This window comes from Paenibacillus oralis (assembly GCF_003863965.1).
Lineage (GTDB): Bacteria > Bacillota > Bacilli > Paenibacillales > Paenibacillaceae > Fontibacillus > Fontibacillus oralis.
Genome location: NZ_RRCN01000001.1, coordinates 2,120,193 through 2,137,341, shown reverse-complemented (window position 1 = coordinate 2,137,341; position 17,149 = coordinate 2,120,193). Strand labels below are relative to the sequence as shown.

The 17,149-nt window shown below is 54.8% G+C and carries 12 protein-coding genes; 7 read left to right on the top strand and 5 right to left on the bottom strand.

The window, feature by feature from the left end:
• Positions 1 to 176: 176 nt before the first annotated feature.
• The 5 genes from EHV15_RS10100 to EHV15_RS10080 all read left to right on the top strand — a co-directional run bounded on the left by EHV15_RS10100 (position 177) and on the right by EHV15_RS10080 (position 6,432).
• Entirely contained in the window at positions 177 to 1,061 is an 885-nt protein-coding gene (locus EHV15_RS10100; RefSeq protein ID WP_128631078.1) for a DUF8171 family membrane protein, read from the top strand.
• Entirely contained in the window at positions 1,054 to 2,949 is a 1,896-nt protein-coding gene (locus EHV15_RS10095) for an ABC transporter ATP-binding protein (RefSeq protein ID WP_128631077.1), read from the top strand. The genes EHV15_RS10100 and EHV15_RS10095 overlap by 8 nt, the downstream gene beginning before the upstream one ends.
• Positions 2,924 to 3,733 carry an energy-coupling factor transporter transmembrane component T family protein gene (locus EHV15_RS10090; protein WP_128631076.1) on the top strand — a complete coding sequence of 270 codons (810 nt, stop codon included), beginning with the start codon at positions 2,924 to 2,926 and terminating at the stop codon, positions 3,731 to 3,733. Before EHV15_RS10095 ends, EHV15_RS10090 begins: the two co-directional genes overlap by 26 nt.
• An 83-nt stretch (positions 3,734 to 3,816) precedes the next feature.
• The gene (locus tag EHV15_RS10085; RefSeq protein WP_128631075.1) at positions 3,817 to 4,614 is read left to right on the top strand and encodes a PHP domain-containing protein; all 798 of its coding nucleotides are present in this window, start codon (positions 3,817 to 3,819) and stop codon (positions 4,612 to 4,614) included.
• A 549-nt stretch (positions 4,615 to 5,163) separates the two neighbouring features.
• The gene (locus EHV15_RS10080; protein WP_128631074.1) at positions 5,164 to 6,432 is read left to right on the top strand and encodes a cation:dicarboxylate symporter family transporter; all 1,269 of its coding nucleotides are present in this window, start codon (positions 5,164 to 5,166) and stop codon (positions 6,430 to 6,432) included.
• 249 nt (positions 6,433 to 6,681) lie between these two features.
• Here EHV15_RS10080 and rnr read toward each other — a convergent pair whose 3' ends face one another.
• Positions 6,682 to 9,408, bottom strand: a complete 2,727-nt coding sequence (rnr, locus tag EHV15_RS10075) for a ribonuclease R (RefSeq protein ID WP_128635270.1) — start codon at positions 9,406 to 9,408, stop codon at positions 6,682 to 6,684.
• Positions 9,409 to 9,880: 472 nt separating this feature from the next.
• Here rnr and EHV15_RS10070 point away from each other — a divergent pair, with 472 nt between their 5' ends.
• A complete protein-coding gene (locus EHV15_RS10070; RefSeq protein ID WP_128631073.1) occupies positions 9,881 to 11,347 on the top strand; it encodes a methyl-accepting chemotaxis protein in 1,467 nt (488 codons plus the stop codon).
• 58 nt (positions 11,348 to 11,405) lie between these two features.
• Here EHV15_RS10070 and EHV15_RS10065 read toward each other — a convergent pair whose 3' ends face one another.
• Together EHV15_RS10065 and secG are read right to left on the bottom strand one after the other, a co-directional pair.
• Entirely contained in the window at positions 11,406 to 11,957 is a 552-nt protein-coding gene (locus EHV15_RS10065) for a GNAT family N-acetyltransferase (protein WP_128631072.1), read from the bottom strand.
• Between the two features lie 159 nt (positions 11,958 to 12,116).
• Positions 12,117 to 12,350: a preprotein translocase subunit SecG gene (gene secG / locus EHV15_RS10060; RefSeq protein WP_128631071.1), complete on the bottom strand. Its 234-nt coding sequence runs from the start codon at positions 12,348 to 12,350 to the stop codon at positions 12,117 to 12,119.
• 299 nt (positions 12,351 to 12,649) lie between these two features.
• On the opposite strand from secG, the gene EHV15_RS10055 reads away from it, so the two are divergent.
• The gene (locus EHV15_RS10055) at positions 12,650 to 14,668 is read left to right on the top strand and encodes a methyl-accepting chemotaxis protein (RefSeq protein WP_128631070.1); all 2,019 of its coding nucleotides are present in this window, start codon (positions 12,650 to 12,652) and stop codon (positions 14,666 to 14,668) included.
• Between the two features lie 103 nt (positions 14,669 to 14,771).
• Here EHV15_RS10055 and EHV15_RS10050 read toward each other — a convergent pair whose 3' ends face one another.
• Positions 14,772 to 16,265 (bottom strand): DUF5605 domain-containing protein, encoded by a 1,494-nt coding sequence (locus tag EHV15_RS10050; protein WP_128635269.1) that lies wholly within the window; start codon positions 16,263 to 16,265, stop codon positions 14,772 to 14,774.
• Positions 16,266 to 16,306: 41 nt separating this feature from the next.
• Entirely contained in the window at positions 16,307 to 17,149 is an 843-nt protein-coding gene (locus tag EHV15_RS10045) for a carbohydrate ABC transporter permease (protein WP_128631069.1), read from the bottom strand.

Genomic DNA, 17,149 nt, shown 5'->3' with positions numbered 1-17,149 from the left:
TTTTGGCGCGTTCCTCACTCTATCCTACCAGCATTTTGTTATGTAAATTTAATTACATTATTTTCATCGTGTAAAAAAAAATACAATACGTTGACATACAACTCTGCTTCTTTTAATAATCCGGTTCTACACTAAAAGCATGCAAACCCAATTCAGATTCAAGGAGGTTTCCCTTCATGTCACGCAAAACCCTCTACACCCTCTCGTCTTCGCAAAAAATGATGATTTTCGTGCTGTCGATGTCGCTGTACGGGCTGTCCAACATGTTCACTGAGCTCATCCCTTCGCTGCGGCTTGGTCCAATCGAACTGTCCGTCGAGTATTTCGCGTTTATCCCGCTCACCTTGTGCATCCTGTTCCATCCTTTTTATGCCGCTGTAGGCGCGGCGCTGGGCGAAGTCATCTTCGGCGAGCTGATGCTCGGGCAATTCGGCGGTCTGGGGGAGCTGGAAAAATTCCTGACCTTCTCGTTTGCCATGTACGTCGCCGGCCGGATGGTGCGCAACCCGCAAAACCGCCTGCAGGTCGGCACCGCCGCGATCACGGGCGTCATCATCCATCAATTGTGCAGCAGCCTGGTGGATATCGGCAAAGTCTGGATCGGCGTGGAAGAATTCGAAGCCGTGCCGGGCCTGGCTCAAAGCGTTGTGGTCGTCGAGGGCGTCGGGTTCCTGAACGACGTGCTGTTTTCCGGGATTCTTTTTGCCCTGCTTCCGACCTTGTATCTGGTACCTAGACTTTATGGAAAAATCGAACCCCTGCTCGGCATCAAACCCCGCGACAAAAACACCAAATACGAAGCAGCCGGCGTCATTACGCCCAAGCTGGTCATCACCGGCATTGTGCTGGCGCTCGTAGCCTTTGGCGCCGAGTCCTTGTCAGAGACCGACTGGAATCTGGGCGAATGGGACAGCGGACTGGCCGACCGGATGGGTTCGGGCGCAATCTGGCTGAGCATCGCCGCAGCCGCGGTCGTCGCCATCGTCGTTCTGCTCATCATGCGGGCGAAAAAATCGCGCAGCTCGCAAAACAGCGACACTGAGAGCTTGCCTTATGCATAACGGGTTTCAAGCCAAAGCCGATACCGCGCTGGCCGCCGAAATCCGCGGCGTCTCCTTTACCTACCCGGGTTCGGAGCAACCGGTGCTGAACGAAGCCTCCCTGACGATTGAAAAAGGAAGCTTCACGGCGATCATCGGCGGCAACGGCTGCGGCAAATCCACGCTTTGCAAACTGTTCAACGGCCTTATCCCGCACTATTATTCCGGGGATTTTGCTGGCGAAGTCGTCATTAACGGCGTTTCCGCCCAGGGAAAAAGCGTAGCCGCCTTGTCCCGCATGGTCGGCTACGTCTACCAGGACTTCGACAACCAGCTCGTCCGGCCGACCGTTCTCGACGAGGCTTGTTTCGCCCCGCTGAATTATGGACTCGCCGATTATCGGGAGCGGGCCCAGCGCGCCCTCGACTTATGCGGGCTTGCGCCTTTGCAGCACCGCTACATCTGGGAGCTGAGCGGCGGGCAAAAGCATCTGCTCGCCCTGGCCGGGGCTTTGCCGCTGGAACCGGACCTGCTGATCGTCGACGAGCCGGTTTCCCAGCTCGACCCCAGCCACGCCCGCCAGGTGTATGAGGTATTGCGTCAGTTAAACCGTGATCACGGCAAAACGATCATCGTCATCGAGCATCACACCGAATTTATCGCCGACTACTGTGGCGACGTCTGTCTAATGGAGCAGGGCCGCGTGCTGTGGAAGCTGCCGGCGGGCGAGGCGCTGAACCGCCGGCACGACCTGGAGCGGCTCGGCATTCAGCCGCCTGAAGTTACCCAGGCGGCCGCCCGGTTGCGGGCTATGCTGGAGGAAGGGGACGCCGCTCATACTCATACTCATGCCGATGCTGGTTACCCGATTACAACAGGAGACGCGGTGAAGTATTTTACCGGCTTGCTGCGGGAACATGGCGGGGCAGGCAGAGATAGCAAATTTGCCATACAAGAGGCGGTCTCCAAACCTGCGGGCACGATAAAGGCTCACGGCTTAGCGGAGCAATCAAAGGCCGACGGCTTACCGGAGCAACCCCAGACCGTGGCCCAGACCATCATCCGCTTCAACCAGACTTCGTTAAGCTATCGGACTATCCGCAAAACGGAACATACGGTGCTGCACGGGATCGATCTTGCCATCGCCGAAGGCGAACGGATCGCGCTCGTCGGCAACAACGGGGCGGGCAAATCGTCCCTGCTGAAGCTGATCGCCGGGATCGCCAAACCGTCGGCGGGCGCTGTCGCCGTGCTAGGGCAGGACACCCGCAGCACCCCGATCGAGCAGCTGTCGCGGCAGGTCGCGTTCGTGTTTCAAAACCCGGAGGATATGTTCATTGAAGATAACGTGCGCAAAGAAATCGCCTATTGCCTAAAACGCCGGAAATACCCCGATGCCGATACAAGAGTCGTCCACATGCTGCGCAGCTTCCGGCTGGAGGAACTGCAGGACCGTGACGCCCGCTTGCTGAGCGGCGGCCAGCAGCGCCGCGTGTCGCTGGCGATCGGCGCGGCAGTCCGGCCCGCGGTCATGCTGCTGGACGAACCGACGGCCAACCTCGACCTGGCCACCCGGGAGGAGCTGCTGAGCACACTGGCCGAGCTGGAGCAGCACGTGCGCACGGTGATTATCGCCACGCACGACATGCAGCTGGTGAGCCGGTGGGCAACGCGCGTCATCGTCATGCACGAAGGGGCCGTGCTGGCGGACGGAACGGCGGCAGATATTTTCGCCAGCCCGGACCTGATCCGCCGCGCCGGTCTGGCCCTTACGCAAAGTATGGAGCTGTCCGACGCGCTTGGGCTCCGTCCCGCGTGCAGCTCCCCGGCAGAGTTGGCCGGCCGTTTATATCAATCCATTACAGGAAAGGAGACTTTAGCGCATGCAGCTCGTCCGCAACTGGTTTAACAAAATCTCGCTCGACCGGATTCAGCTGGAGCTGATGAACACAGCTTACGGCAGCGGCCACGCCTCCCTGTCCCGGCTCGATCCGCGCGGGCTGCTGATTTGGTATCTTTTTTTCGCCATCATCCCGTGGTTTATGAACAGCTATCTCATTTTGGCCGGGATGTGCCTGTTTATGATCGTTACGACCGTGTTGTCCCGGGTCACGCCGTTCATTATTATCGTACTTTGCCTCGGACTGATCGGGCAGGTCGGCTGGCTGTTCATCATCTCGCTGTTTTTTGGCGGGGACATCTCCTCCGCCTTGCCGCTGCTCAAGCTGACGATGAAGCTGTCGATCGTGTCGCTGGCCAGCATCACGGTTTTTTCCGGCATGGATCCGGAGAAAATCAGCGACGGCCTGCTTGCGCTTGGCATGCCCGCCGCTTTTTCGTTCAGCTTGTCCTATGGTTACCGCATTTTGCCGGTGCTGTTCGAGGAATTCCGCAATGTGCTGCTGTCCTACCGCCTGCGCGGCCAGGCGCCGGAGCGCAACGGTCTGCTCTATTGGCGGCTTGGAGCGTATTATCTGAAGCTGCTCGTTTACGCCTTTTTCCCCTTGATGCTGGCGACCGCCAAACGCTCCCGCACCACGGTGGAGGCGCTGGAGACGCGCGGTTTTTCCTACGGGATGAAAAATCCGCGCTCCAAAAAGCTGAAATTATCCCATCTGCGCATGAAAAAACAAGACCTGTGGTTTCTGTCCGGCTCAGCGGCGTACGTCGCCCTGTTGTTTTGGATCGGTTGAGAGTGAGGACCTCTAGAATGCCAATCCTGGCACAGACCGCCAGTATCCCATTAGAACGCACATTAAATAAGGAGTGTCATCCCATGCGAATCGACCTGCATACCCACGCCAAGCTGTCCAAAGCCACCGACTTCTCGCCGGCTTATTACGAAGAAATGCTCCGCGAAGCCGCGGCGAACGGACTGAACGCTTTGGCTTTGACCGAGCATTTTAACACACGCCATTTTTTCGAAGTCTATGAGAGCCTGGACCAGCTTTATCCTTATAACGGAGAGTACTATGAAGCGGGGCCGCTAAAAATATTCCCCGGCATGGAGGTGGATATCCGCGAAACCGGCCACATCCTGCTGATCGGTCGCAAGGAGCTTATTCTGGAGGTGCGGCGGAAGCTTGACGACTATACGGAAAAAGACGCCTTCATCCCCTTCGCTGATCTCATGACGCTGGCGGAAAGCTACCCGCTGCTCAAAATCGGGGCCCATCCGTTCCGCGAATCGACGCCGCTGCATCATTTGGACCGGTCGCAGCTCCAGCGTCTGGACGCTTTTGACCTGAACGCCAAAGATATGTACGAATACGGCAACGAATTAAACCGCGCCAACGTCGAGCGTTTTGCCGCCGAGCTTGGCAAGCCGGTGACCGCCGGCAGCGACACCCACCAATGCCTGCAGTACGGCAGCGTGTACAACGAGCTTCATCAACCGTGCCATTCGGTCGCCGAATTGAAGCAGGCCATCGCCGCCGGGGCCTACGACGTCCGCGTAGCCGACAGCCTGCCGCTGCAAGTCAAAGCCTCCGTCATGCTGAAAAAGCTGCTCAAGCGCCTGGCCCTACTCGAAACGCCGGCAGAGGCCTCCCCCGTCCCGAATACGCTTGTATAAACCTGCCAAACCAACTTCAGTAGGGGGAGCCTTCCCCCTCTCTTCTTATATTTACATCCTCCTTTGATATTACACTTAATTGTAGGGGAAAAAACGCACCACATCTCTGCTTATATTTGGCTAGGATTTGGCCTGAGCGGAAACAACCCCGGGACACAAGAATCAAGGCACTCAAAATAGGTCGATAGCACAAAAACCGGAGGAAACCGCTCCGGTTTATTTCTTTTCCAAGGAGAGAGAGGAGCCCAAATGCGGATTACAAGTTCAGTCATATCAAAATTTCGGATAAATAAATAATACAAAAAATTGCTGATTTTGTAAAAGTTATGTGCTATGATAACGTAGCGAAAAATATACAGGACAACCCTGTTAACGGTCAGCATCTTCCCAAAAGGCCCTAGATCTGCGCAATAAGTGTGAAAAGGAATTTCTTGACATTGAGAAAAAAACCGGCTTGGCTACTATATGAATTTTTGACAAATTTCGACCAACCTTTGTCGATTTTGTACCGATATATACAAACTTCAGAAAGGACAGCGAGGTGTCAGCATGAAACGATTCGGGTTAGCCATTCAGATTGTAATCGGTCTATTCCTTGGTATTTTGGTAGGTGCTATCTTTTACGGCAATCCTGAGGTGGCGAGCTACTTGCAGCCGATTGGCGACATTTTTATCCGGCTGATTAAAATGATTGTCGTTCCTATCGTCATCTCCACGTTGATCGTTGGGGTCGCGGGTGTGGGAGACTTCAAAAAGCTGGGGAAGATCGGCGGAAAAACGATATTGTATTTTGAAATCATTACCACGATTGCGATTATCGTCGGCCTTGTTGCGGCCAACCTGTTCCAGCCCGGTGTCGGGGTTGACATGACGAATTTGACCAAAACCGATATCCATCAGTACGTGGAGGCGGCAGAAACGACGCAAAGCCACAGTTTTGTCGATACCTTTGTCAACATCGTGCCGAATAACGTCTTCGAAGCGATTGTCAAAGGAGACATGTTGGCAATCATCTTCTTCTCTGTCCTGTTTGGACTCGGGGTTGCTGCAGCTGGAGAAAAGGGCCAGCCTGTACTTCGTTTCTTCCAGGGTGTGGCGGACGCCATGTTCTGGGTCGTGAATACGATCATGAAGTTTGCGCCGTTTGGTGTTTTTGCATTGATTGGCGTAACCGTCTCCCAATTTGGTCTTTCTTCGCTTGTTCCGCTCGGGAAGCTGGTCATTCTCGTACACATGACGATGCTGTTCTTCATTTTGGTTGTACTCGGCGGCGTTGCCCGGATGAGCGGGATTTCGATCTTCTCCATCATCAAGATCTTGAAGGACGAGCTGCTCCTGGCCTATTCCACTGCCAGCTCAGAGTCGGTGCTTCCGAAGATCATGGAGAAAATGGAGCGTCTTGGCTGTCCAAAAGCCATCACATCCTTCGTCATACCGACGGGCTACTCATTCAATCTGGACGGCTCCACGCTCTATCAGGCGCTGGCTGCCCTGTTTATCGCCCAGATGTATGGCATACACATGCCGATCAGTTCGCAAATTACGCTGATGCTGGTATTGATCGTCACATCGAAAGGGATCGCGGGCGTGCCTGGCGTATCCTTTGTCGTACTGCTGGCGACCCTTGGCTCCGTCAACATTCCGCTGGAAGGCCTCGCCTTCATCGCCGGAATCGACCGTTTGCTGGATATGGCCCGCACAGTGGTAAACGTCATTGGCAACTCTCTTGCCTCCGTCGTTATCTCCCGCTGGGAAGGCCAGTTCGACCAGGCAAAAGCAAAAGAATACATCCGTGAAGCCACATCCAAAGTGGCGTAAACGGGCAGCGGATCCTTCCCTGGAATCGACAGGCGAAGGATCCCTTTTTTGTATCGGCCTTGGTATGGGCTTACATAGCAGTCTCTGCAAAATTCTATTAACCCACGGCATAGGACATACGGCGAAAGTTCGGCAGGCGCCGCACGACGGGCGCGATCGACAACAGATCCATTCTGCACATGCTGACATACGGAGCGAAGCAGAATAAAAGGGCAGGCATTTTTACCAAAATGCCCGCCCTTTTTGCGTTTACTTTTTCTTCTTGCGGACAAACGCGGCGGTGGCGTTCCCGCCGCCGCTCTTGCCCTTGCCGCCGCCCCGCTTGCGGCGCGGCCCGGCCTCCCCGGCGCCCTCGTCCCGGGCGCCGACAAAAACCCCGCTCGCGGACGTCTTCTTCCGCCGCGAGCCGCCTCCTCCGCCGGTGCGGTACCCGCCACCGCCGTCCCTGGCGACGGCCACCGTCCCGGAGGCATAGCCTCCCTTGCCGGAGCCGAAGCCAAAGCTCGCCGCGGGCGTCCCCGCCGCCTCCGCTGCTTCGCCCGCGCCCGGGACCGCGCTTGCATCCGCGGCCCCGTCCATCCCGGCGGCGCCCGGCGCCGCGCCGCCAAAGCCGGCCCCGCCGACGCCCCGGCCGGGCTTGCCCTTCTTGCCCTTGCCGCCTCCTTGGGCTCCACTACCTTTGGCGCCGCCGCCCAAGGCACCGCCGCCTTTACCGCTCTTGCCGGCCTTTCCGCTCTTGCCGCCCTTCCCGGCCTTGCCGCCTTTCCCGCCTCTGCCGCCGCCCCGGCCGCCGTCAAACCCGCCGCCGCCGAACAGCTCGCCGCCCCGCTGCCGCGGCTTCATGTCGACCATCTCGAAATCGATCGTATGGTCGTCCATATTCACGCGCGCCACGCGGATTTTCACCTCGTCGCCGATCCGGTAAATCTTCGACGTCCGCTCCCCGATCAGCGCCATATGCTGCTCGTGAAAATGATAATAATCGTCCGTCATCGCGCTGAGCCGGATCAACCCTTCGACCGTGTTGTCCAGTTCGATGAACATGCCGAAGCTGGTCACACTGCTGATAATGCCCGGAAATTCCTCCCCGACCTTATCGAGCATGAATTCCGCTTTCTTCAGCTGCTCCGTATCGCGTTCCGCCTCGACCGCAATCCGCTCCCGCTCCGAAGACTGCTGCGCGATATCCTGCATCCGGCTCGCCAGGTACTCCAGCCGGGCTTCACTCAACGCCCCGCCGCCTTCGATCACCTCCCGGATCACCCGGTGGATGACCAGGTCGGGATACCGCCGGATCGGCGACGTGAAATGCGTGTAGAACTCCGCCGCCAGCCCGAAATGCCCCGTGCTTTCGGCGTCGTATTTAGCCTGCTTCATCGAACGCAGCATCATCGTGCTGATGACCGTCTGCTCCTTCGTCCCCCGGATGTCCTCCAGCAGCGTCTGCAAAGCGCGCGGATGCACCTTGTTGCCTTTGCCGCCCTTCACCGTATATCCGAAGTTGGCGACAAACGCCAGGAAATTCATCAGCTTCTCCTGGTCCGGGTCCTCGTGAATCCGGTAGATGAACGGCACCTTCAGCCAGTGAAAATGCTCCGCCACCGTCTCGTTCGCCGCCAGCATAAACTCCTCGATGATCTGCTCGGCGATCGAACGCTCGCGCTTCACGATATCAACCGGCTTGCCGTTTTCATCCACGATCACCTTCGATTCCTCGAAATCGAAGTCGACCGCGCCGCGGCGCATCCGGTTCGCCCGCAGCTTCAAAGCAAGCTCCTTCATCAACCGGAACGTCTCGGCCAGATCGGCGTAACGCTCCGTCACTTCCGGATCTTCCTCCTGCAGGATTTTGCGGACGTTCGTATACGTCATCCGTTCCTTCGTGCGGATCACGCTGGTGAAAATATCGTGGTTCACCACTTTCATCTGGTCGTTAAACTCCATCTCGCAGGACAACGTAAACCGGTCCACCTTCGGGTTCAGCGAGCAAATCCCGTTGGACAGCCGGTGCGGCAGCATCGGGATGACGCGGTCGACCAAATACACGCTGCAGCCGCGATTGTACGCCTCCTGGTCCAGCCGGGAGTTTTCGCGCACATAGTAGCCGACATCGGCGATATGCACGCCCAGCCGGATGTTGCCGTTCGGCAGCCGCTCCACGTGAACGGCGTCGTCCAGGTCCTTGGCGTCCTCGCCGTCGATCGTAACGATCACTTTACCGCGCAGGTCCCGCTGCCCTTGACGTGCGATCTCCTCTTCTTCGATCTCATCCGGCGCTTCCAGCGCCTCCGCCATCACATCCTCCGGAAAAGCCTCCGGAAGCTGATGCTTGCGGATGATCGACAGGATGTCGACGCCCGGATCGTCCTTGTGGCCGAGAATTTCGCTCACCTGGCCGACGGCCGCGGCCCGGCCTTCCGGGTACTCCACGATCTGCGCGACAACCTTCTCGCCGTCCACCGCGCCCCCAAAGCCTTCCTGCGGAATAAAAACATCGCGGTTAATCCGCTTGTCGTCCGGGATCACGAACCCGTACGATTCATGGTTCTGGAACACCCCGACCACCTGAGTGACCGCCCGGTGCACGATGCGCACGACCTCGCCCTCCAGCTTGCCGCCTCCGGCGCTTTTGGAGCTGACGCGAACGAGCACCGTATCGCCGTTCATCGCGCTTTTCAAGTCATTCGCATGAATGTACACATCCGGATGATCCCTGTCCTCGGGGATCAGGAACGCAAACCCTTTGGCATGGGCCTGCAAACGCCCGCGCACCAAATCCATCCGTTCCGGCACGCCATACCGGTGTGTACGGGTCAAAATAATCTGCCCTTCCTGCTCCAGACGGTTCAGCAGCTTGAGAAACTCTTTGAAGTCGGCGGCGTCGGCAATGCCGAAATGCTCCTCAAGCTCCTGATACGTCATCGGCTTATAAGCCTTCTCCCGCATAAAAGCCAGCAGCTCTTGTTCTGTAATCAAATTCAAATGATTTCACCTCAGGCCCGGCCTGTCCTTTTACCGGGATGTTATTTGCAAATGAATTTCCATGAAATGCCTCAGCATGGTATATACCCTAGTATACACGAATTTGGCAGTTTGCATCCGTTCGCGGGCGAATCGCCTCCTTTTGCTATATAAGTTGAACTAATTATTGTACGGTAAAGGGCAGCCGTGTGAAATGTTCTTACGATCGCTGTTGTTCGCGGATTTCTCTAATTGGACCAAATTCAGATGTTGTAGAAATCCGCTCACAAAGGCGACCACTACCGTTTCTTCAGAATCATTTCCCACTCTTGCCTAACTCCGCTATTTTTTTAGTTCAACTTTATATAGCAGAAATGGCCGGCATTAACATAAGTTTTACGGTCGAAATTTATCAAAACTCTTCATTTCATAACATATTTTTCCGAAAATAATATAGTAATACCATTTATTAGGAGATGAAAAATTCATGGATAGCAACCTTATTTTGCAGAGACGAAACAAACTATTCGTCAAAATCATTTGGATTATGGTCGCTTTTGGGGCGCTGACCGACCTGATGATCGGGGTGGACAGCACCGTGCTGATCTCCCTGATCGCGGTCGGCGGCATCTGCTGCTCGATCGCCACCTATATGAGTTACGCCAACAAGGGCACCCGCTTCGTCATGTTCATCGTCCCCGCCGTCATTTCGCTGCTTACGTTTCTGATCATTTACCATGACCCGAACCCGCTGATGAGCTCCTATTTGCTCGTATACGTCAATATCGGACTGATGACGCTTTATGCCAACTACAAGCCGATTGTATTTTCCGGCATACTCGGAATCGCCCTTACGCTTTATTTTTACAATATCCCGTTTTATCACGATAAAATGTTTCCTCGCGAACCGCTGACCTACCTGCTCTTATACCTTATCTTCATCATCGTCGCGCTCTCTTTTGCGGCGCGGTTCAGCGAACGGCTCCAGCAGGAGGTCCTGCACAAACAGAAGGATACGGAGGAAGCCAAACAGCGCGGCGATGAGCTGCTCGCTCATTTAAGAAACTCGCTCGAAGTGCTCGGCCGCCTCAGCACAGGGCTGCGCGATAATGTCAACACCACCGGGAAAATCTCCAAGGAGATCACCGCTACCTTCGGCGAGGTTACCGCGACGCTGGAACAGCAGACACAGGGGCTCCAAGCGACGACGAATTCGGTGCACGAGGTGAATGATGTCGTAGAACAGGCGGCGGTTATAGCCTCCCATCTTCAGCAGCTCTCTTCGGAAATGCAGCATTCGACGGAGGACGCCGGCGTCCGCATGAATGCTTTGTCCGAAAATATGGGGTATCTGCAGCAGGTGATAGCCGGAACGGTGGCCCAAATGCAGCAGCTTCGCGATCAAAACGAGCAGATCAGCCACATCGTAGATACGATTCACGGGATATCGGCGCAAACGAATCTGCTCGCCATGAATGCGGCGATTGAGGCGGCCCATGCCGGGGAGCACGGCAAAGGATTTGCCGTCGTGTCCGCGGAAATTCGCAAGCTCGCGGAAAATTCCCGGGACTCTACCGACCGGATCAACCTAATTTTGGAGGATGTGATCGGGCAAATCAACAACGTTGCCGAGCAAATTTCCATTGGCTTTTCCGCCATCGATGCCGGAAAAGAAGAAGCGAGAGAACTGCAAAGTTATGTGGCGAAAGTTGCCGGCAATGCGGAAATCGTAAATCAGCAATCGGATCAGGTCGATCAGTCGGTACGGCATATGAAAGAACGTTACGCCAGTATTATGGAAGAAATTTTGGCAGTCGCAGGCGGCACCGAGCAAAATATGGGCGCCGCGGAGGAAATTTTGGCCGGCCTTGAAGCCCAGGACAACAAAATCCATGAGATTGTGCAGCATTATCAGGATCTCGACCGGTTGATTGTTACGCTTTCCAATAATTAGAACTTCATATAAACAACCAAAGGCTTGTCCCCAAGGGCAAGCCTTTGACTCATCCTGATTATGCGGTTAACAATGGCAGCGCATCCAAATACCAATCAAAGCGAGGTTTGTTTTCGTAGATTTCGGCCACATGAATAATTGCGGGAATGACGTTCGCTCCTTTGTAAAAAAAGCTTGTCCCCACCTTGGACATCGGAACGTGGAAGGAAATTTTCAAAGCCCGGGACAAAATCGGATCCAGAAGCGTCACATAGTGGCGGATGTGATGGTCTCTGGCAAACAGCACGATCGACGACAGCAGGCGGTTTAAATTTTTACCGCGGTACTCTTTCAGCAGAGCCACCTTGTCCACTTCGGCGGTGTACTCCGGTTCGGTGATGATCGCCGGATGCTGCGCAAATGGGACCAGCCGATTTAAGCCTTGATCTGCGGCGGGATCATACGGTTTGATCTCTGCCGTAGCAACCGGCACTCCATGTTCATCATACACCAGACAACGGCCCAATACTTCACTCGCAAATTCGAGCTCAAACCCTTTTTCCAGCCAAACTTTCGTCCAAATCGCGTGATATAGAGCTTCTTCCTGCAAAGTTGTCACCAGCTTGTACATTTTTCTACCTCCAATCCCTGTAATTAGTACTATTATACTATTTCTTCCAAACATAAACAAATATTATATAATTCGTAAGTCATGCGTCACTCCTCGCCAAAACGCAAAAAAGCCCCTGTTTCCTAGGCGGAAACAAGGGCTTCATAACCTATTCGTTAATTATCTAAGAACTACTGCGACGATGATCGACAGGATAAAAAATCCGGCCCCCAAGGCTACTGTAATGCGTTCCAGAACCAGATCCATGCCGCGAGCTTTTGTTTTCCCAAACAGATGTTCAGCTCCCCCGGAGATGGCGCCGGCAAGACCCGCGCTTTTCCCTTTCTGCAACAATACGACTGCAGTCAAACCAATCGAGAAAATAACGAGCAAAACCTTCAGCAAAATTTCCATTCAATCCACCTCCTAAGCGAGAACATCCTTATCTATTCCAAGACTTACATAGTTGATATATAAACAAATCATTATCATTTTACCATAAAGAAACAGGAATAACAACCGTTTGCCGGTTTATGTTTTTACGATGCGTTTGTGATCAAAATTTCGCGGCACGTCAATATATTTTCTCATGATCAACAGCGGTGAATTGGGACAAATTTCCCCAAAATTCTTGAAATTGTGCCAAATTACGACTTTTAACCGTGGTACGATTGATTTAAGTAACTCTAGTTCAAACGTATGGGAGGGACATTATGTCGAAGACCAAAGCACTACAAACCAAAACACGGGGGAAATCCGGGGCGTTCCAGCGGAAATTGCTGATCATTATTTTAGCCACTTCCTTGATCCCGCTGATCGCCGCCAGTTCGTTCTTCATCCGTTATTTCAGCGGCGTGACGACCGAAGACAGCCAAGAATTGGCGCAAACGACGCTGGACCTGAACATCTCCAAAATCGATGAATGGATCATGTCCAAAACGTCGACGGTGGAGCAGCTCGTTCAGCAGAACCCGCAATTCCAATCCTATGATCCGGAGAAAATGTTTCCGATTCTGGACATATTGGAGCAAAGCGACAGCCAAACCGAAGGCTTCAGCCTTATCGACAAAAACGGCCAGCTCACCAACAACCTGGGGATGACCGCCGACATGTCGAAAAGCGATTATTTTCTGAAAGCAAAAGAAACGAACAAACTGGCTTTTTCCGAAATGAATTACCTGGAGGCATTGGGCAAATATTTCATTACGGCGGTCGTGCCGCTCAGTGATAAGGACGGGCAATTTATCGGCGCCGTCGCTTTTTCAATCACGCCCGACGTGCTGACGGAGCTCAGCAACAACATTAAAATGGCGGATACGGGTTATGGTTACGTCGTCTCGAACAACGGAATCTACTTCAGCTATCCGGATGCCGAAAGATTCAGCCAAAACATGAAGGATTACGCCGAAACTCCCGCTTTAAAAAATGCAACCGAGGCGATTCTCGGCAAACCAAGCGGCTCTCTTACCTATAAAGACGAAACGGGAAAAGAAGTGATCACCTACTACGGCACGATTCCGAGCACCGGGTGGAAAATGGTCATCACCGTGCCGACGAGCGAGATTTTCGCCAAAGTGAATCGAGCCAGCACGTTATCCATCGCCATCGCGGCCGTTACGGCCCTGATCGTATCGGCCATCGCCTTCCTGCTGGCCCGCCTCATCGTCAAGCCGATTCTGGCGATCTCCCAGGTCATGAAAAAAGTCGCCAGCGGGCAGTTGAACGAGCGGGTAACCGTCCATTCGAAGGACGAAATCGGGGAGATGAGCGAAAACATCAACCAGATGATCGAATCGCTTTCCGGCATGGTTAAGCAGATCGATCTCACGATCGGCCAAGTGGCCGCCGCTTCGGACGAGCTGCTGGCCGCCACCCGGCAATCGTCGCAGGCGACGGCGGAGATCACTTCCGCGATCCGGGAAGTCGCCGGAGGGACGGAGACCCAGTTCCGCGGGGCCGAACAGTCGGCGAGAGCGACGGAGGAAATGGCCCAAGGCGTGCAAAAAATAGCCGAAGCATCAGGCAATGTTTCCGAGCAGGCCGAAAACGTCTCAAGCGAGGTCGAGCGCGGTTATGAGGAGATCCAGGCGGCGATCAGCCAGATGGCGCAAATTCAAACCGCTGCCAACCAAACGGCGCAAGACATCGGACGGCTGACCGAGCATTCCAAGGAAATCGGCGAGATTGTCGACGTCATCTCGGACATCTCCAACCAGACCGCGCTGCTGTCGCTGAACGCCTCGATCGAAGCCGCCCGCGCGGGCGAGGAAGGCCGGGGGTTTGCCGTTGTCGCCGGGGAAGTGAAGAAGCTGGCCGAACAAACCAGCGAGTCGATTTCCCATATCGTCGAACTGATCCAATTTATTCAAAGCTCTACCTCCCAGGCCACGGATTCCGTGCAGACGAGCGTCCGGGAGATTAAGGACGGCATCGCGAGCATGGAGAAGGTCGGCGTTTCGTTCGGCCAAATCCGTCAAGCCATTTACCATGTATCGGCACAAATCCAGGACGTATCCGCCACGACGGAGCAAATTTCCGCAGGCACCGAAGAAATCGCCGCATCGGTCGGGGATATGCTGACCATCGCCAAAGATTCGGCGGACAACGCCCAATCCGTAGCCGGTTCCGCCTCGGACCAAGCGGCCATTATGCAAAGCATCGAAACGTCGGCAGGCTCGCTGCATCAGCTGATGAACGAACTCAAGGAACAAATCAAAGTATTCCAGGCCTGAATCGCCCAGGCCAACGTGATTTACATAGCCATGCATGTGAATATGAGTACAAAGGGCCCTTTCGCAGATCAACCTGCGAGGGCCCTTTTCGTCCGAGTCCTCATCATGATGACACGGGCTGCAGTCTGCGTATTCGCAGCGCCATACCGGGTTTGGCGGGCAGTTGGATGATGCAGGTGCCGCTGAGCGTCTCATCCACCGGGGTTACGGTCATTTCCCAAGTGTCGATAATATCGGCCCGATAGGCACCCATTTCATCCAGCGTGGCGACAAAATAGGCCGGGCGGTGAATGCCGAAATATCCGAGGTAATATTCGCCTTCCACGCCTAACGTCTCCATCTGGCGCATGGTGAACAACGGCGTGCTGTTCTCGGGAAGCTCCTCCAGAATCCTTCGGAGAAAAGCGATCCTCGCCGGGCTCTCTCCATGCAACGTGCCGCCTTTGGCCCACCAGATTTCCCCCTCCGGGTGCAGATAGGTTTCGCCGTGTCCGGCATAACCGCCCCGGACGGCCGCTTCCCAGAAGCGGTGAGTCATTTCCTCGGCCGTAATATTGCCCCACCTAAAAGGCACGTTTCCTTCATACAGACACTCGTCGATCACGACCGGCTTGCCGTAAAGCCGCCGCCACTCGCGGACGAGCGTCACATCCCAGTGCTGAATGCTGCAATGCGTGACCCATTCCTTGCCGTGATCATACATTACTACGCTTTGCGGCTCATACATGCGGGTACCGTTATGGATGGAACGAAGATGTCCGTACGGATCCTCTACTTTCACAATCGCGAACAGCCGGTCCCAATCTTCCATCTTCTTCTCGGTCATGAAGTCGTACTCATTGGCCATCGCCCACCATACATTGCGGTAAGCGGATAGCCGGGCAAGGATGTAGTGCAGATACCTGTCGTCATCCTCGGCCATCATCCGGTCAAAGCCCCATCGGCCTTTATCATAAGGATGGAACAGAATCAGATCGGCTTCGATGCCGAGCGCAAGCAATTCTTCGATATGACCCTCAAGTCTGGCGAAAAATGCGGGATTGAACCGCTGCACATCGAAGCCTGTTTCCGGGCTGCCCTCGTAAGGGAAATCCACCGGATCCGAAGCGTTGAAGCTGTAATTTTTCGGAAAGACGGTCATGCGGATTTTGTTGAACGGCGAGCCCGCCAGCGAGGCGATCGTCCGCCGTCTGACCTCCTCCGGCTGATGAATCCAGGCGTAACAAGTCGTACCGAACGGATGATAGGATGTGCCGTCGGCATACCGGAAATGCGCCTCATCCTTCACTTGCACGGGCCCGTGGTTCCCCGCCGAAGCTTCCGTGCAGATGAAGCTGCCGGTATGCCCGTGCAGTTCGCGGATTCCGCTAGCCGTCACATAATCCCATCTCCCGGTCCGGTCAGGCATGAACCGCAGCCGGTAGGTCCCGTTCCCGTCGTAGAAGCCTTTGACTCCCACAACCCGCTCACCGCAGGTGAACACGGCGAACCAGACCCCATTGCGGTACGGGTCATTTTCTTCAGGACCCTGAAAGACGATTTCGAATTTCCCCCACCGCTCGACCTCGGTAGGCGCTTCGTCCGGACGGTTATTCATTGTCAAGTTAGTAACCTCCTCTTGTTTTCCCGCAAATTTTCCTATCCTTTAATGCCTGTAGTGGCGATTCCTTCAACAAAGTATTTCTGCATCGAGAAGAACAGCGTCAGGCTCGGTACAAGCGACAGCACCGACATGGCGAACATCGGCCCCCATGAGGATTCGCCGGTGGAATCCATAAACAGCCGGAGTCCAAGCTGAACGGTGTACAGGCTTGAATCGTTCAGATAGAGCAATTGGCTGAAGAAATCGTCCCATGTCCACATAAAGGAGAACAGGGCGGTTGTGATCAGCGCGGGGGCGGCCAGCGGCAGGATCATGCGCAGGTAAATCTGCACCGGCCCGCAGCCGTCAATACGCGCGGATTCGTCCAGTTCCTTCGGCAGTCCCCGGATGAACTGAACCAGCAGGAAGATAAAGAAAGCCTCCGTCGCCAGAAATTTCGGAACGGTCAGCGGCAGGAAGCTGTCCACCCAATTCAGCTCTTTAAACATAATGTACTGCGGTATCGTTCTGACATGCTGCGGAAGCATGATGGTAACGAGCATCAGCGCAAACCATAACTTCTTGAGGCTAAAGTTCAGGCGCCCAAAGGCAAATGCCGCCATGGAGCACGAGATCAGATTGCCCGCGATTACGATTACACAGATGATCAGTGAATTCAGAAAATAAATGCCAAAGCCTTTGCCCGCGATCCCGCTCCAGCCGGTCGTGTAATTGCTTAACGTAAACTCTTTCGGCCATAAGCTGATATCACTGAAAATCAGCTGGCTTGGCTTCAGCGAGCTCATCAGCATCCAGACAACCGGATAGAGCATCAGGATGCCGATCAGGATAACAAAGCCATGCTTCAGCAGCACCCGGTAATTCCAAGTGGCTCCCAT

Excerpts from the sequence above, each read along its gene's own strand:
- EHV15_RS10055 (WP_128631070.1), top strand. The coding sequence starts at position 12,650 with ATGTCGAAGACCAAAGCACTACAAACCAAAACACGGGGGAAATCCGGG.
- EHV15_RS10065 (WP_128631072.1), bottom strand. The coding sequence starts at position 11,957 with ATGTACAAGCTGGTGACAACTTTGCAGGAAGAAGCTCTATATCACGCG.
- EHV15_RS10085 (WP_128631075.1), top strand. The coding sequence starts at position 3,817 with ATGCGAATCGACCTGCATACCCACGCCAAGCTGTCCAAAGCCACCGAC.
- EHV15_RS10045 (WP_128631069.1), bottom strand. The coding sequence starts at position 17,149 with ATGGGAGCCACTTGGAATTACCGGGTGCTGCTGAAGCATGGCTTTGTT.
- EHV15_RS10070 (WP_128631073.1), top strand. The coding sequence starts at position 9,881 with ATGGATAGCAACCTTATTTTGCAGAGACGAAACAAACTATTCGTCAAA.
- secG (WP_128631071.1), bottom strand. The coding sequence starts at position 12,350 with ATGGAAATTTTGCTGAAGGTTTTGCTCGTTATTTTCTCGATTGGTTTG.
- EHV15_RS10050 (WP_128635269.1), bottom strand. The coding sequence starts at position 16,265 with ATGAATAACCGTCCGGACGAAGCGCCTACCGAGGTCGAGCGGTGGGGG.
- EHV15_RS10080 (WP_128631074.1), top strand. The coding sequence starts at position 5,164 with ATGAAACGATTCGGGTTAGCCATTCAGATTGTAATCGGTCTATTCCTT.
- EHV15_RS10095 (WP_128631077.1), top strand. The coding sequence starts at position 1,054 with ATGCATAACGGGTTTCAAGCCAAAGCCGATACCGCGCTGGCCGCCGAA.
- EHV15_RS10090 (WP_128631076.1), top strand. The coding sequence starts at position 2,924 with ATGCAGCTCGTCCGCAACTGGTTTAACAAAATCTCGCTCGACCGGATT.
- EHV15_RS10100 (WP_128631078.1), top strand. The coding sequence starts at position 177 with ATGTCACGCAAAACCCTCTACACCCTCTCGTCTTCGCAAAAAATGATG.